This window comes from Streptomyces sp. NBC_01478 (assembly GCF_036227225.1).
In the GTDB taxonomy this organism is placed as follows: domain Bacteria; phylum Actinomycetota; class Actinomycetes; order Streptomycetales; family Streptomycetaceae; genus Streptomyces.
Genome location: NZ_CP109444.1, coordinates 1,121,676 through 1,137,588 on the forward strand (window position 1 = coordinate 1,121,676; position 15,913 = coordinate 1,137,588).

14 protein-coding genes are annotated in these 15,913 nt (G+C 71.0%); 5 read left to right on the forward strand and 9 right to left on the reverse strand.

Annotated features, from left to right (window positions below; all coding sequences use genetic code 11):
• The first annotated feature begins 69 nt into the window (after positions 1-69).
• Positions 70-735 carry a TetR/AcrR family transcriptional regulator gene (locus OG223_RS05025; protein WP_329242942.1) on the forward strand — a complete coding sequence of 222 codons (666 nt, stop codon included), beginning with the start codon at positions 70-72 and terminating at the stop codon, positions 733-735.
• Between the two features lie 95 nt (positions 736-830).
• Positions 831-1,892 carry an NAD(P)H-dependent amine dehydrogenase family protein gene (locus tag OG223_RS05030; protein ID WP_329242945.1) on the forward strand — a complete coding sequence of 354 codons (1,062 nt, stop codon included), beginning with the start codon at positions 831-833 and terminating at the stop codon, positions 1,890-1,892.
• A 47-nt stretch (positions 1,893-1,939) separates the two neighbouring features.
• Here OG223_RS05030 and OG223_RS05035 read toward each other — a convergent pair whose 3' ends face one another.
• The 4 genes from OG223_RS05035 to OG223_RS05050 form a co-directional block, all read right to left on the reverse strand.
• Complete coding sequence (locus tag OG223_RS05035; RefSeq protein ID WP_329242949.1) at positions 1,940-2,461, reverse strand: MarR family winged helix-turn-helix transcriptional regulator; 522 nt, start codon at positions 2,459-2,461, stop codon at positions 1,940-1,942.
• 109 nt (positions 2,462-2,570) lie between these two features.
• On the reverse strand, positions 2,571-4,223 hold the full coding sequence (locus OG223_RS05040; RefSeq protein WP_329242952.1) for a carboxylesterase/lipase family protein: 1,653 nt from the start codon (positions 4,221-4,223) through the stop codon (positions 2,571-2,573).
• A gap of 72 nt (positions 4,224-4,295) precedes the next feature.
• Positions 4,296-5,039, reverse strand: coding sequence for a polysaccharide deacetylase family protein (locus OG223_RS05045; RefSeq protein ID WP_329242954.1), 744 nt, complete (start codon positions 5,037-5,039; stop codon positions 4,296-4,298).
• A gap of 100 nt (positions 5,040-5,139) precedes the next feature.
• Complete coding sequence (locus tag OG223_RS05050; RefSeq protein WP_329242957.1) at positions 5,140-6,579, reverse strand: glycosyltransferase; 1,440 nt, start codon at positions 6,577-6,579, stop codon at positions 5,140-5,142.
• Between the two features lie 175 nt (positions 6,580-6,754).
• On the opposite strand from OG223_RS05050, the gene OG223_RS05055 reads away from it, so the two are divergent.
• The 3 genes from OG223_RS05055 to OG223_RS05065 all read left to right on the forward strand — a co-directional run bounded on the left by OG223_RS05055 (position 6,755) and on the right by OG223_RS05065 (position 9,340).
• On the forward strand, positions 6,755-7,180 hold the full coding sequence (locus OG223_RS05055; protein ID WP_329242959.1) for a BlaI/MecI/CopY family transcriptional regulator: 426 nt from the start codon (positions 6,755-6,757) through the stop codon (positions 7,178-7,180).
• Positions 7,181-7,184: 4 nt separating this feature from the next.
• Positions 7,185-8,189, forward strand: a complete 1,005-nt coding sequence (locus tag OG223_RS05060; RefSeq protein ID WP_329242962.1) for a M56 family metallopeptidase — start codon at positions 7,185-7,187, stop codon at positions 8,187-8,189.
• Positions 8,190-8,404: 215 nt separating this feature from the next.
• Positions 8,405-9,340, forward strand: coding sequence for an alpha/beta hydrolase fold domain-containing protein (locus OG223_RS05065; protein ID WP_329242965.1), 936 nt, complete (start codon positions 8,405-8,407; stop codon positions 9,338-9,340).
• A 68-nt stretch (positions 9,341-9,408) separates the two neighbouring features.
• Here OG223_RS05065 and OG223_RS05070 read toward each other — a convergent pair whose 3' ends face one another.
• The 5 genes from OG223_RS05070 to OG223_RS05090 all read right to left on the reverse strand — a co-directional run bounded on the left by OG223_RS05070 (position 9,409) and on the right by OG223_RS05090 (position 15,905).
• Entirely contained in the window at positions 9,409-10,488 is a 1,080-nt protein-coding gene (locus OG223_RS05070; protein WP_329242968.1) for an Ldh family oxidoreductase, read from the reverse strand.
• A 21-nt stretch (positions 10,489-10,509) separates the two neighbouring features.
• On the reverse strand, positions 10,510-12,219 hold the full coding sequence (locus tag OG223_RS05075) for a thiamine pyrophosphate-dependent enzyme (protein ID WP_329242971.1): 1,710 nt from the start codon (positions 12,217-12,219) through the stop codon (positions 10,510-10,512).
• Positions 12,220-12,232: 13 nt separating this feature from the next.
• A complete protein-coding gene (locus OG223_RS05080) occupies positions 12,233-13,093 on the reverse strand; it encodes an amidohydrolase family protein (protein WP_329242973.1) in 861 nt (286 codons plus the stop codon).
• Positions 13,094-13,214: 121 nt separating this feature from the next.
• On the reverse strand, positions 13,215-14,423 hold the full coding sequence (lhgO, locus tag OG223_RS05085; RefSeq protein ID WP_329242976.1) for an L-2-hydroxyglutarate oxidase: 1,209 nt from the start codon (positions 14,421-14,423) through the stop codon (positions 13,215-13,217).
• Positions 14,424-14,456: 33 nt separating this feature from the next.
• Positions 14,457-15,905, reverse strand: coding sequence for an aldehyde dehydrogenase family protein (locus tag OG223_RS05090; protein WP_329242979.1), 1,449 nt, complete (start codon positions 15,903-15,905; stop codon positions 14,457-14,459).
• Positions 15,906-15,913 lie beyond the last annotated feature (8 nt).

Sequence of the window (15,913 nt, forward strand, 5' to 3'; positions counted from 1 at the left end):
GAAGTTGCGGTGTGGGCTTCGGTAGGGGAAGCCGAGGTGTTACCGCTGAAGTGGAGTATCGTTCTTCATGTGACAGCCGTCCCCGAAGAACAACCAGCCTGGCGCCAGCGCGCCGTTGAGCGTTCCACCCGTGCCGCGAAGCTCCGCGCCGAACAACGTGTGCAGCGCTTCCTGGATGCGGCGCAGGAACTCATAGCGGAGAAGCGGACGACGGACTTCACCGTCCAGGAGGTCGTGGACCGCTCCAAACAGTCACTGCGCAGCTTCTACCAGCACTTCGACGGCAAACACGAGCTGCTGCTCGCCCTGTTCGAGGACGCGCTGTCCAAGTCGGCGGCGGAGATCCGCGAATCGGCCGGCTCCCAGTCGGATCCGCTCCAGGCACTGCGGCTCGGGGTGGAGATGCTGTTCGAGCAGTCGCTGTCCAACCCCGGTGTGGAGCGCCCGCTGTTCAGCGACTTCGCGCTGCAACTCCTCGTGAAGCACCCCACACAGGTGGCGACCGCTCACCTCCCGCTGCTCACGGTGTTCACGGAGTTGGTCGAGCAGGCCGAGGACGCCGGCGTCATCCCCGCCGGGAAACCACGACGTCAGGCCTCGATCCTGATGCAGACGGTCATGTTCGTCGCGCAGGGCAACGGCGTCCCGTCCGACAGCCACTCAGCGGCGGTCACCGCCGAGGAGGTCTGGCAGTTCTGCCTCGGCGGCCTCTCGGGCGTACCCGTACGCAACTGACGGCTCCCGGTACGCAATTGACGACCCCTTGTTTGTGATTGACGCTCTCCATAGCGGAGAGTACGGTTCTCGCCCACCGGAACGGGAGGTGGGCGATGACCGAGCCGCCACGGCATGGAGTGCAGCGCTACCGGGTCGTGCAGTGGGCCACCGGGAACATCGGCGCCCGCACGATGCGTGCCGTACTGGAGCATCCGAATCTGACCTTGGCCGGCGTATATGTCCATACGCCGGCCAAGTCGGGCCTGGACGCGGGTGAGTTGAGCGGGGGCGGCTTCGGTACGACCGGGGTCGTCGCCACGCACGACATCGACGAGATCCTGGCACTCGGTGCCGACTGCGCCCTCTACACCCCGCGGAGCTGCGACTTCGACGAGGTGTGCGCGCTGCTCTCGTCAGGCGTGAACGTCGTGTCGACGCGCGGGGAGTTCCATCACGCGCCCAGCCTGGACCCGGTCACGCGGAAGCGGATCGAGGACGCGTGCGAGCGGGGCGGCACCTCGGTCCACAGCACGGGCAGCAGTCCCGGGTTCATCACAGAGGCGCTGCCGTTGGCGCTCACCTCGATCCAGCGGCGGCTCGACGCGCTGACGATCGACGAGTTCGCGGATCTCTCCCAACGGGACTCCCCCGGGCTGCTGTTCGAGGTGATGGGCTTCGGTCGACCCCCTGCCGAATTCGGCGAACAGCGCCTGGCCGGGTTGCGCGACAGCTTCGGCCCCTCGTTGCGGCTGCTCGCCGAGGCACTGTCGACACCGCTCGACTCGGTGGAGGCGGTCGGCGAGGTCGCAACTGCCCGCCACACCACGCGGATCGCCGCGGGAACACTGCCCGCAGGCACGGTGGCAGCGCAGCGGATCACCGTGTCCGGACTGCGCAAGGGACAGCCCCTGCTGCGGTTCCGCGCCAACTGGTACTGCACCACCGACCTCGACCCCGACTGGGATCTCCGCGCTACCGGCTGGCATGTCGCGGTCGAGGGGGACGCACCGCTCGACATCGACCTGCGGTTCCCCGTGCCCCTCGACCTGATGGCCTCGATGTCCCCGTCCTACACCGCGAACCGTGCGGTGAACGCCGTGCCGTTCGTCTGCGCGGCAGCCCCCGGGATCCGCTCCACGGCCGACCTCCCGCAGATCGTCGCCGACCTCGGGTGACATCGGCACGACCCGCACCCGGCACCCGGACGGTCCGTACCCGGAGCTCAGACAGTGCCGGCCGGCGTCGCGACCTCCGGTTCGTTGTCGTCCTCGACCGCGTGCTTCAGGAAGTCGTCGACCATGCGGTGGAACAGCGTTGCCAGTTGCTGCAGTTCGTCCGTCGACCACTCCGAGAGGGCCATTTGCATGCCGCGCGCACCGGCGTCCCGCACACTGCCGACGGCCTTCCGGCCGGCCTCGGTCAGCTCGATCCGCTGGGCCCGGCGGTCGTCGGGGTCGGGCACGCGGGTGACGTAGCCGGACTTCTGCAGTTGTTGCACCGTCCGCGTCACATGCGAGGCCTCGACCCCGAGGCGCTGCGCCAGCTCCCCCGGCCGCAGCGGGTCGGAGTCGGCGACCTGCCGCAGCAACGCCACCGCCGCACGGTCCAGGGGCACACCGGCGAGGGCCATGAGCCGGTCGTGCTGGCGGGCGCGCGTGCTCAGGTAGGTGATCCGAGTGAGAGCTCGCTCAATCTCGGTCACCTCCGGGGAGGCGGGGGCTTCGGGGACCGGTGGTGTGGACATGAGACCCACTTTACCATATTGTTGCGTAAGTCAAGTAAGTTACTGCGTGCGTTTACCCCGACTACGGCGAAGACAGTACTTCACCGGCCGGACACCGCCGGCGCCGATGTCACCAGCGCTTCTGGCTCGCGAAGAACCGCTCGAAGAAGTCCGCCTTGGCCGCGTCCGCCAAGGCGAGAGTGCCGAACCGGTCGCCGAGTTCCATCGTGGTCGCGAAGCGGTGGTTCGCCGCCGGCCAGCGGGTGAGGCCGTGGCCGTTCGGGTCGCCGTGGGTCACGAAGTTCACCACGTAGTCGGACAGGGTGTCGGCGACCGCACGGTCGGCGTCGGTCCAGGGGAGGTTGGTGGCGTAGAGGTTGTCGAAGACGTAGTTGATCTCCGAACCGTGGTAGGCACCACGGGAGTTGGGCCCCGTCGCCGCCGGCGGGACGTGCTCCCAGTAGTAGGTGAACACCGGGCTCTTGGCCGTCTTCGCCCACTGGGCCGCCCACAGGTTCGCCGAGACGCGCGAGCCCTCGCGGGCGGAGGCGTTGCGGGCCTGGCCCGCCTCCGTGTCGGTGGTGGCGGGGTAGAGAGTCAGGAACTCGTCGGCGAGAGTGCCGTACTCCTTCTCGGCGGTGCTGAGGTAGTCCGCGAGCTTGACGGTCGGGCTCGGGGAGGCGCCGTTCTCGTCCTTGTTGCCGCCGGCCAGCACGGGTACATCGTTCAAGTGGCCACCCGCCAGGGCCTGTTCGTACGTCCAGGGCTTGACCCAGCCGTCGAGGACCGGGCGGAACTCCGGCGGGTTGCCGTTCACCGGACCGCTGACCGTGGTGTCGTTCGCGTTCTGGCCCGCCATCAACTTGTCGACGGTCAGTGCGCGGAGAGCGTCGAGCGTGGTGGCGCCGAGTGCCGTGGCGTAGGCGGTTCCCTGGCTCTCGGCCGTCTCCAGGGTGCGGTACGACGCTGCCAGCGCGGCGATTTCGGGGTCGCCGGTGGCGCGGGCGCCGGCGCTCTCGGAGATCGCGCCCTGGAACAGGCCCTTGGCGAGCGGGGAGTAGATGAGGTGCATCACGGAGGCGCCGCCCGCCGACTGGCCGGCGATCGTCACCCGGTCCGGGTCGCCGCCGAACGCGGCGATGTTGCGCCGTACCCAGCGCAGGGCCTCGATCTGGTCGAGCAGCCCGTAGTTGCCGGACGCCTGGTGGCCGGACTCCGCGCCGAGTTCGGGGGTGGAGAGGAAACCGAACGCGCCGGTGCGGTAGTTGAGGGTGACCACGACCAGGCCCTTGGCGGCGAGGCCCGCGCCGTCGAAGCCGGGGTCGGAGGCATAGCCGCCGGTGAACCGGCCGCCGTAGATCCAGACCAGGACCGGGCGCTTCTCGCGTGAACTCGCGGCTCCGGTCCAGACGTTGAGGTTGAGGCAGTCCTCGCTCATCGTGACCGAGGCCGAACTCATCGTCTGCTGCGGGCAGATGTCCCCGAAGGTGTCCGCGACGCGCGCGCCGGTCCAGGAACTCGCCCGCTGCGGCGGGCGCCAGCGGTTGGCGCCCGCTGTGGTCGCCGCGTACGGCAGGCCCTTGAAGACGGTGACGCCGGAGACCAGGGACGCCACTCCGGAGATCCGGCCGGTGTCGATCCGGAGGGGGCCCGTCAGCGGGGTTCCGGTGGTTTCGCGGTCCGCCGCGTGGGCGCCGGTCCCGGTTCCGACGAGCGCGGCCGTCGCGGCGACGGTCAGCGATCCGTTGAGGAAGGTCCGACGGTTCATGGCGTTCGAAAGCATGGGGGGCTCCCTGGTCTAGGTACTTGCGAACGTAAATTCCGGCGACCGGGAACGCCAACAATATTGTCAACTTCAGAGCGGATCCACAGCATGCTCCCGCAGCGGTCCCACGGCGAGGCCCCGTGTCGCGCAGGTGTCGAGGATGCGGGGCACGGCACCGAGGGTGGCGCGCCAGGAACCGGGTGCCGAGGTGCAGTCGGAGTCGTGCAGCAGGATCGTGCCGCCGCCGCGCAGGTCCTCGGTGACGGTCCGGTGGACCGACTCCGGTGTGGCGCGCGCCCGCCAGTCCTCGCCCCAGGCCGTCCACAGCACCGGCGTGAGCTCCAGGCGGCGGGCCGCGAGATGGGCGGCGGTCGACATCACGCCGTAGGGCGGGCGGAAGAGCCGTGGTGTGCGCCCGGTGAGGTCGCCGACCGTGTCACGGGCGCGGGCCAGGTCGTCGCAGGTGGCGCGAGGCCCGCGCAGCAGAAGCGGGCGATGGAGCCACCCGTGAACGGCGATCTCATGTCCGGCAGCGGCGATCTCGCGGACCAGGCCGGGGGCGCGTACCGCCTGGCTGCCCAGGAGAAAGAACGTGGCGTGGACTCGGCGCTCGTCGAGCAGGCGCAGGAACAGCGGGGTGGACAGCGGGTCAGGCCCGTCGTCGAAGGTGAGCGCCACGTGGTCCGGCCGGCCGCGGCCGGCGAGGCGGGGCATGACACGGTTGCGCAGCGGACCGTAGGTGGAGAGGACGGGAGCGGCGTACGCGGCGGCGAGAATCGGGAGTGCGGGGAGCGCAACGCGGGCGGTCGTACGGAGGAAACGGGTGGCGGTCACGAGAGAGGGCCCTTCTCACGACCCGCGACGGACGTCGTGTGCGCGGAGACATGGAGGCACGGCACCTCGCACGCGGCCACAAGGACAAGGCCTACGGCGTTCACGCGTGGCGCCCCTTCGCGTAACCCTCGTGGGACAGGTGCCCCGCATGGTGCGCATGGCCCGGGTTGTCGAGGTCGAAGCCCTGTCCTATCGCGTGCATCAGGCCCGGGCCGCTCTCGGTCGTGGCGACGGCTGTGCCGACCGCGCCCGCCCAGACCGCGCAGGCCAGGGCGGTGGTGGTCGCGAGGCGCCGGGCGGCGGGACGGGTGGTCCGTCTGGCTGCGGGCGCGGCGGTAAGGGGGCCGGTGCCCGTGCGGCAGATTCCGGCCGTCTCGGTGGCCGGGCCGCGGTCCGGGCCGTGGGGGTTGCCCGCGAACAGGGCGAGGCCCGCCTCCCGTTGCAACAGCCCCCGTGGGCCGTCGATCAACTCGCCCAGGACGTGCTTGAGTTGGGCCGGGTCCCGGATCCACGCGGCGACGCCCGCCTCGTCCAGGGCGGCGGCGTTGGTCAGTCCGTGGCCGGGTATGCAGCCGTAGCTGGCGACGGGCAGGCCCGCGGCGAAGGCTTCCAGGGAGGTCAGGCCGCCCGCGTTCTGGACCAGGACGTCGGCGGCGTGCATCAGGCCGGGCATGTCGTCGACCCAGCCGTGGACGTGTTCGATGCCGTCCGCGCGGAGCTGGTCGGCCAGTGTCCCGTTGCGGCCGCAGACGACGAGCGGTACGGCCGCGCCGCAGTCGCGCAGGTCACGGGCGACCTGTCGGACCGGGCCCACGCCCCAGGAACCGGCGACCAGCAAGGCGAGAGGAGCATTCTCGGGCAGGCCGAAGCGGGCGCGGGCCGCGGCGCGTTCCGGCGCGGCCACGGGGCGGAAGCGCGGGTCGGCGACCGGGCCGCACACACGGACGTCGCGCGCACCGGCGGCCCGGGCCTGCGCGGCGGGCACCGCGTGCAGCGCGAGGTGGACGTCGACGCCGTCGGCCACCCACAGCGGGTGAACCGAGAAGTCGGTGAGGTAGGTGAGGACGGGCGCGGGCAGCCGGCCGTCGAGCCGGAGGTTGCCCAGGACCCGGCTCGCGCCCGGGTAGGTCGACACGACGGCGCCGGTGTCCGCGGGCAGGGCGCGCAGCAGCCGTTCCTCGGCGGAGCGCAGCAGGGTTCGCGCGAGAAGGCCGCCGCCTCCGGCGCGTTCGGTGCTGCTGTAGATCCGCTGGTAGGCCCACGGCGCCCGGACGAGCAACCGGTGGTAGCCGTCCCGCACCAGCCGGCCGAGCCGCGCGGGCAGCACGTCCAGCAGGTCGAACCGGTCGACCGTGAGGCCGGACGCCACCAACCGCCGCTCCAGTTCGGCGGCGGCGCCGTCGTGACCGGCTCCGACGCTCGCGGAGACGATCACGACCCGCTCGGCCGACGGCGGACGGCGGGGCGGGGTCGTCTGCCGGGGGCGCAGGGTGGCGGCCGCGAGGGCACGCAGATGCACCGTACTTCCGAGGTGGGGCATGGGCTTTTTCCTCCGCAGGTGGAGTGGAGCGGCGAAACTCTACAACATGTAGTAGTTAAGCTCGTACAACATGTAGGAGTTCGGATCCGCAAAGCCCTTGGCGCACTTTCTACAGGCCGTAGTAGGTCGACGAGTAGGCTGTGCCGTCGAGCGGCGAAAGGCGGTGGGGTGAACAGTGCAGGACCGGAAGAGCGACGAGCCGGGTGCGACGTCCGGCAGGCGGGCACGCGGTGAGCTGGAGAGCGGGGTTCTCGCCGCCCTCTACGGGGCCGACGAGCCGCAGACCGCGCGCCAGGTCAGGGAGCGGCTGCCGGGAGACCTCGCGTACACCACCGTGCTGACGATCCTGTCGCGCCTGTACGACAAGGGGATGCTCGTCCGGCACCGCGCGGGCCGCGGGTACGCGTACGCGCCGGCCCGGGACGAGGCGACGCACACCGCGGACCGGATGCGCTCCCTGCTGGAGCACGGCACCGACCGTGAGGCGGTGCTCACCCGCTTCGTCTCCGAACTCTCCGCGCAGGACGAGCAGTTGCTGCAGCGACTGCTCGCAGGGCACGACGGGCCGCACCGCACCGACCGCACCGACGAAGGACCGTGAGCCGGTGCTGATCAGCGTGTACGTCCCCCTCCTGATCACCATGGTCCTCGCGGTGTTCGCACCCCGCGCCGCCCGCCGGCTGGCGCCGCGCCCGGCCGCCTGGTCACTGGCCTCCGCCGCGCTGGTGGCGTCGCTGGGCTGGCTGGGTTCGCTGGCGTTGCTGGCATTCGCCGGGCTGGTGCAGCTCCCCGAGGTCGCCGAGGAGGGCCGGTGGTCGGTCGCGGCCGTGCGCGCCTCCGACCCGGTCCACCTCACCGTCGCCGGGGCCGCCGCACTCGCCCTCCTCGCGTCCCTCACGGGTCTCACCGTCGCCGCCGCACGTCAGCTACGGCATCTGCGCTGGGCCCGTCGCGAGTGCCGACTGCTGCCCGGCGACACGGAGTTGGCCGTTCTGGACATGGAGGTCCCGGAGGCGTTCGCGCTGCCGGGGGCGCCCGGGCGGATCGTGGTGTCGCGCGGGATGCTGCGCTGTCTGAACGACCGCGAACGCGAGGCGCTGCTCGCCCACGAGCGGGCACATCTGCGCGGTCGGCACCATCTCTTCCAGACCCTCTGGCGGCTCTCCGCCGCCGCGAATCCCTTGCTGCGACCGCTGTCCCACGCGGGCGGCTTCGTCCTGGAGCGCTGGGCCGACGAGGAGGCGGCGGTGCGCGTCGGCGATCGTACGGTCGTCGCCCATGCCGTGGGCCGGGCCGCGCTCGCCACCTCGGCGAACCGTTCCCGCCCGGCGCTGGCCGCGACCGGCGGGGCGGTGCCGCAGCGGGTGCGGGCACTGCTCGCGCCTCCTCCCCCGCGCCGGGCCCTGCCGTTCGTCGCGGGCGCCGTGCTGCTCGTCGTGTGCTGCGCGAGCCTGGCGGACGCCGCGACCGACAGCGAGGAGATGCTCGAGACGGCACAGCGCGCGGCATGCGTGACGGCTCAGGCGACGGTCACTCCGTCCCCGTCGGCAGCACCGCACGGGCCCTGCTGTGAACACGGCCAACAGGACGGGCCCGTCCGACACCGGTGACGGGCCGGCCGCCACCCCCTTCTGCGCGGACACCCTCCGATCGCCCCGAGTCGGCACCGCGAGGAACACCCCCTCAACAGCGCCGATCGCACCCTCCGCCCGAAATACACCCGTGTTATCGTCGCCCTACCCATTGCCAGGAATCCTGTCGATCGAAAACCTGGCGACCGGGCTCCCCTCGTCGAGCGCACTCCACGAATCACGAATGGAGCGGCATGTCCCTCCTGGCCCGGCCCGCGGTGGCCGCCTTCGCCGCCAAGTCCCTGCAGCGTCTCTCCGTGATGGCCGACCGGCGCCCGAGCGGGCGCGGCTCCGCCGCCTCCTCGCATCAGCGGCTTCCTGAATTCCCGCGCCGGACACGGGAGTTGACGATCCCGACGAGCATCGCCCCGGCGCGCGCCACGGTGTATCTGCCCGCCGGAGAGGGGCCGCCTCCGCCGGTGCACGTGAACTTCCACGGCGGTGGCTATGTCGTTCCGCTGACCGAACTCGACGATCCCCTGTGCCGTTTCCTCGCGGCGGAGGCGGGTGTCGTCGTGGTCAACGTGGACTACGTCGTCGCGCCGCAGTACCCCTTCCCCGCGCCGACCCGGCAGGCCTTCGAGGTGGTCCGGTGGATCGCGGAGCACGGCGGGGAGCAGGGCTGGGACGGCGAGCGGCTCACCGTGGGCGGGCAGAGCGCCGGGGGCGGGCTCGCGGCGGCGGTGGCGCGGCAGGCGCTGGAGGAGGGCGGGCCCTCGATCGCGCTCCAGGTGCTGCACTATCCGCCGCTGGACCTCGCGACCAGCGCGAAGGACAAGCGGTCCGCCATCGCCAAGCCGGTGTTGCGGCCCTGGATGGCGGAGGTCTTCGACACGTCGTACGTCCCGGATCCGACGGTGCGTGCCGACCGGCTGGTGTCGCCCGCCCATCCGTCGGACACCGCGGACCTCAAGGGCATCGCACCGGCGCTGGTCGTCACGGCGGAGTACGACCTGCTCAAGGCCGAAGGCGTGCGCTACGCCGACCGGTTGCGTACGGCGGGCGCTCTGGTGGAGCACGTCGACGTCGCCGGAGCCGACCACGGCTACGACGGCACGGACGACGAACGGGCGCTGCAGACCTACGCCCTGATCGCCCGTCAGGTACGGGAGGCCGTGGGCACGGGCTGAACCACCCGCGCGGACAACGCACTTCGCCGACCGTCCTCCTCCAGGACGGTCGGCGAAGTGCCGTTGGGTCACGCCGAGGGCACCGGCTCCGGCGGAGTGAGGCCGAACTTCCCTGCCGCCTCGGTCAGTTCGCGCCACACCTTGGGCGCGACGGGGATGCCCTTCGCACCCCGCCCCTCGGCGACCGCCGCGCTGCGCTCACCGGGGTAGAAGACGCCCTCCGCGCCGTCCGCCGGAGGCAGTCGCTTGAGGGTGGCCAGCGTTCCGTCGACCGCCTCGGTGAAGGCGGCCGGGTCGCCGAAGGCCGCCGGGTCGAGGGCGATGAGGAGGGCGTTCTGGCGGTGCTTGCGGCCCTGGGGATCGTCCGAGTGGAACGCGGCGAAGATCGGCGCACCGACCAGCACGCTGGTGAGCAGCTCGAAGGCGAGGGACATGCCGGAGCCCTTGGCGCCTCCCAACGGCAGTGGCATGACGGCCAGTTCGGGATCAGTGGTCGGCGTGCCGTCGGCGGTGGCCGCCGCACCCTCGGGCAGCGGGGTGCCGCTCGCCTTCGCCTGGCGGATCTTGCCCAGGGCGATGGTCGCGGTGGCCATGTCGAGGAGCAGGGGTGCGTGGGCGTCGGCCGGTACGGCGATGGCGAGCGGGCTGGTGGCCACGGCGGCGCCCTTGACGCCGGTGTAGCCCATGTTGGGCATCCCGGAGACATAGCCGATGCCGACGAGACCCTGCTCGGCGATCTTCGACACGTAGTAGCCGATGGCGCCGGTGTGGACCGTGCGGCGGACCCCGACGGCGGCAACTCCACTGATCCTGGCGCGGGTTACCGCCTCGTCGGCGGCGGCGCTGAGGGCCACCGGGCCGGGCGCGCGGTCGGCGTCCAGGACGGCGGCGGCCGGGGTGGTGGACTCGATCCTGATGTCGGCATCGGCGTTGGCCACGCCCTTGGCGAGGAGTTCCAGGTAGGCGGGGACGCGGGCGATGCCGTGCGAGTCGACGCCGCGCAGCGCGGCCCAGACGAACACGTCGCCGGTGGTGCGCGCCTGCTCGGCGTTCAGACCGCCCTTCTCCAGGAGTGCGGCGGAGAAGGTGCGCAGGTCGTCGGCGGCGACAAGTACCTTGCCCGGCTTGGGCGTTGCGGTGTCGGACATGGTGGCGGGTGCCTTCCTGGTTCAGCGGGTGACGAGGACGTCGACGACGGCGGTGGTGCCCGCGGCCACGGCCTTGAGGGCACGCTCCAGCGCGGGCGCGAGAGCCTCGGGTGCGTCGACCGTCTCGGTGTGCATCCCGAACGGCTCGGCGAACGCGGCGAGTCGGGGCAGCCGGTGCAGATCGGTGCCGAGCCACTCACCCGTGTCGGCGGCGGCGCCCTCGGGGTAGAACCTGCGATGGTTCATATTCATCGACTTGTAGACGCGGTTGTTGAACACCACGATCAGCAGCGGGAGTTCGTACGCGTTCGAGGCGTCGTACGACTGGATGACCGGGTTGTAGGTGAAGGCGCCGTCGCCGATGGTGAGGACCACCGGGCGTTCCTGGGCCGCGAGTTTGACGCCGAGGGCGACGGCGATGCCCTGGCCGAGGCCGCCCTGGACGTAGAAGTACGAGTCGGGGTCGGCCGTTTGGACATGGCGCTTCACGATACGGCTGTGGGTGATGGTCTCGTCGACGACGATCCCGTCCCTGCCCTCCAGCAGCCTTCGCAGCGTGGCCGCGACGAGCACCGGGTCGATGCCCTCGGCACCCTCGGCCTTCGTCTCGGCCTGGGTGATCGCCGCCTGCTCGGCCGCGAAGCGAGCCTCCTGCGCGGCCCCGCGCTCCGCCACGGCGGCCTCGTCGAGATCCTTCGCCCGCTTGGCCAACTGGCGCAGGGTGTTGGCGACGTTGCCTTCCAAGTACTTGTCGGCGAACAGGACTTGGTACACGACGTGCGGGCGCTGCGGCACCTCGTCGACGACGACGACAGTCGCCTTGGAAGGGCGGCGCGACGGCGGGTAGAAGGGGGCGCGGCAGTTGACCAGAAGGATCAGGTCCGCCGTGTCCATCCACGGGCCGATGTCGCTGCCGGCGTGCAGCGGGTGGGTGCGCGGGAAGTTGCCGCAGACCGCCGAGTCGGGCTCGACGACGGGGATGTTCCACGCCTCGGCGAAGGCGACGAGGGCCTCGAAGCCGCCCGCCTCGCGCCCGGCGGTCTCCGTGACGATGACCGGGTTCTTCGCCTCGCGGATCAACTGGGCGACCGGGTCGACCTCTTCGGGCGAGCTGTGCGTGGAGCCCGGGGCCACGATCGGCTTGGCCTCACGGCCGTCCCACTCCTCCAGCAGGATCTCCAGCGGGACGTTGAGGTACGCCGGTCCCGCCGGGGCCCGCCAGGCCAGTTCCGCCGCTCGCGTCACCATCGTAGGAAGGGTGTGGACGCTGGCGGCCTCGTTGGACCACTTGGTGAAGGGCTGCGCGATCTGGTGCGGGCCGCCGACGATGGACAGGTTGCGGTACCACTGGCCGCCCGGGTCCTGGCCGGGGCCGTCGCCGTACGTGGTGGACTCCGAGGAGCTGACCACCATCGGGACGCCCGCGAGCAGCGCCCCGTGCACGGCCATCGAACCCTGGAGCAGACCGGGGGCCGCGTGCAGGAGCACGCCCTGCGGCCGGCGCTTGACGAGTCCGTAGCCGGTGGCCATGCCGACGGCGACGGTCTCGTGGGTCAGGTCCAGGTACTGCGGGCAGGGCAGTCCGTCGCGATGGCGGCGGGCCAGGGACTCCCAGACGGGTGCCCACTCGGACCCCGACGAGCAGAAGATGTAGTCGGCGCCGACGGCGTTGAAGGCGGTAACGAGAGCATCGCCGCCGTCGGCGCCCGGGGAGTTGGTGGTGTCGGTCATCTCTCGTGTTTCCTCAGCCCTCGATCGGCCAGTTCAGGACCTCGGAGATTCCGCGGCCCATGATCCATTCAAGCTCCTCGGGCGTGAAGTCCCAGTGCTTGGTGAACTGCTCGATCGTGTCGGTGTAGGTGATGCCGTGCCCGAGCAGCCGCGTGATGTCGGTGCCGTAGAAGCAGCGCCGCGGGCCCATCTTGTCGACCATCTCGCGGACGTACTTCTGGATGTTGTTGTTAGGGAACGGCTGCGTGGAGTAGCCCGGGAGCGCCGAGAGCTTCACGTAGATGTTCGGGTGGGCGGCGAGGTCGGCGGTCTCCGAGACCCAGTAGCCGATCGCGTCGTCGACGCAGCGGGCCATGATGCCCATGTGGTCGATGATGATCTTCAGCTCCGGGTGCTTGGCGGCGATCTCGCCCAACTCCCGCTTCCAGATGGGCGCGTGGACCATCGTCGGCACGCGCAGCTCCTCGGCGATCGGCCAGTACCAGTCGTTGGTGCCGTCGATCATCCAGTTGCGGTCCTGCGGCCGGTGGAAGGTGAGGCGCGTGCCCTTCACATGCGGGTTCTGCGCGAAGTCCGCCAGCATCGCCTTGCCCTCTTCGGGCTTGTTCTGCGGGATGCGCGCCATGATCCCGAAGCGGTCCGGGTGCGCCTCGCAGGCCTCCAGGGCGTAGTCGATACGGTCGCCCTCCCAGGACGGCGGCAGGATCAGGGCCCGGTTCACGCCGGCCTCGTCCATCAGCTCCAGGGCCTCCTCGTACGAGAAGGGGTCCTCGCGGTGTCCGTTGAGACGGATGCGCTCCCGCGCGCCCGGGACCCAGGGGCGGTCCGGGGTCTCTTCCTTCCAGATGTGGATCTGCGTGTCGACAACGAACATGTCCGGAACTCTTTCTCTCGAAGGTCTTTACGGAAGGAACGCTAGGCGGGCGAAGAGGCCTTGCCGAGCGCTGGGAGTGCAAGCAGTAGTTGCGCGAAACACCGCTGTACGCAGGGCATTCTCAGTGTGCGGACGAGGCGCTGAACGCCGCGTCGACGATGTGCTCGGCGATCGCCATCGAGGCGGTGGCGGCCGGCGAGGGCGCGTTGCGGACAGCCGTGATCCGGCCGACCTGGTGGATGCGGAAGTCGTCCACGAGCGTGCCGTCGGGATCCAGCGCCTGCGCCCGGACGCCCGCCCCGCCGCGTACGACGTCGGAGACGCCGACACCGGGGACGTACGACTTCGCGTCCTTCATGAAGGCCTTCGCGGACAGCGAGCCGCGGTACTCCTTGATGCCGGTCCGCCAGTGCTGGGCGGCCATCTTCCAGGAGCCGGGGTAGGCGGCGAGTCCGGCGAGGTCCCTCAGGGAGAAGCGGCCGAGCTTGTAGCCCTCCCGGGCCAGGGCCAGGACGGCGTTCGGGCCGACCTCGACGCTGCCGTCGACACGCGGGGTGAAGTGCACGCCGAGGAACGGGTAACGGGGGTCCGGCACCGGGTAGATGAGCCCGCGCACCAGGTGCGTGCGCTCCGGCTTGAGGAGCATGTACTCGCCCCGGAACGGGATGATCTTCGGTTCCTTCTTGTCCTGCGCGAGCTTCGCCACGGCGTCGGAGTGCAGGCCCGCGCAGAGGATGAGCCGGTCGACCCTGACACGCTCCTGCCCCGACGCGACCTCGATGCCGCCCGGCACATTGGTGATGGACGTGACCGGGAAGCCGAGTCTCACCTCGCCGCCGGAGGCCTCGATGTCCTTGGCGAACTCCCGCGCGATCGCCGGGTAGTCGGTGATCGCGGTGCGCGGGGAGTGCAGGGCCGCGATGCCGCCGGCGTGCGGCTCCAGTTCCTTGATCTCGTCCTTGGAGATCTTGCGGAGTTCGGGCACGTGGTTGTTCCTGGCCCGCTCGTAGAGGTTCTCCATCCGGCCCAACTCGTCCTGGCGCACGGCCACGACGAGCTTGCCGATCTCGTCGTACGGCAGCCCGCGGTCCTGGCAGTACTCACGCAGGATCGATACGCCTCGTACGCACAGGTCGGCCTTGAGACTGCCCGGCGCGTAGTAGATGCCGGCGTGCACGACGCCGGAGTTGTGGCCGGTCTGGTGGACGGCGACCTCGTGTTCCTTCTCCAGGACCACGACCCGGGTGCCGGGACGGCGCAGGGCGATCTCACGGGCGGTGGCCAGGCCCACGATGCCGGCGCCGACGATGCCGATCGTCTCGTCAGCCATCGGCATCCTCCTCTCTCTGTCCTACTGAATTGCTCACGCGCCGAAGTGGATGGCGACGGTCTTGACGCGGGTGGAGAAGCGCAGGACCTCGTCGCCCTGCTCCTTGTAGCCCGTGCCGGAGTCGTGGAAGCCGCCGAAGGGCAGGTGCACGTCCCAGCCGGGGGTGGTGGCGTTGACGGCGATCTGCCCGCACTCGGCCTCGTCCGCGAAGCGGTACGCGGAGGCGAGGTCGCGGGTGAACACGGCGGCGGCCAGGCCGAAATCGGAGTCGTTCACGGCCTCCACCGCCTGCCCGAAGTCGTCCACGGCGCGCACGGCGAGGACCGGTCCGAAGACCTCCTCGCGCCAGATCGCCGTCTCGGCGGTGACGTCGGCGAGCACGGTCGGCTGGACGAAGCAGCCGTGCGCACGGTCGCCCTCGGTGTCCGCGCTGCCGCCGGTGAGGACGGTGGCGCCCTGTTCCACGGCCCCCGCGAGGTGGGCGAGGACGCTGTCGCGCTGCTTCGGGCTGGAGAGCGGGCACAGGGTGGTCGCCGGGTCGCTGCCCGGGCCGACCTTCAGCGCCTCGACCTCGGCGACCAGGAGCCGGGTGAACTCGTCGTACACCGGCCGCTCGACAACGACCCGGCTGGTGGCGGTGCAGCGCTGTCCGGCCTGTCCGAAGGAAGCGGCCACGACGGTCTTCGCGGCGAACGGCAGGTCGGCGTCCTTGAGCACGACGGAGGCGTTCTTGCCGCCGAGTTCGCCCTGGAAGCGGACGTTGCGGTCGGCGAGACGGCGGCGGATGCGGTTGCCCACCTCGTTCGACCCGGTGAAGGTGATGCCGACGATGCGCGGGTCGTCGAGGAGCGCCTCCTCGATCTCGGCGGTGCGGCCCGTGACCACGTTCAGGACCCCGGCGGGCAGTCCGGCGTCGTGCAGGGCGCGGGCGAAGTGCAGGCCCGACAACGGTGTCTCGGTGGCCGGCTTGAACACGGCCGCGTTTCCGGTGGCGAGCAGCGGGGCGAGCTTGCGGGCCGGGGTGATCAGCGGGTCGTTCCAGGGGCTGATCACGAGGATCACGCCGATCGGTTCGCGCTGGGTGTGCACGCGGGTGTTGGGGCGGGCGTCGTGCAGGAGGGTGCCGTAGCCCTGGCGGGCCAGGCCCGCGTAGTAGTCGAGGAAGTCGGCCGCCTTGAGGGTCTCGCCGCGGGCCTCGGCCCCGGTCTTGCCGTTCTCGGCGGTGACGTCGGCGGCGATCTCGTCGACCCGCTCGCGGATCAGCCGGGCCGCCTCGGTGAAGACGCGGGCGCGCTCGAAGGGGCTGGTGCGCTTCCATACGGCGAAGCCGCGCTCGGCGTGGTCGTAGGCGCGGGTGACGTCCTTGGCGGCGAGGGCGGGGATGCGCGCGAGGGGGGTGCGGACGTCGGCGGGATTCTGTACCTCGATCCACTCGCCGGTCGCCACCCACTCTCCACCGGAGAGGGTTTCCAGGCTTCGCATGAAGATCA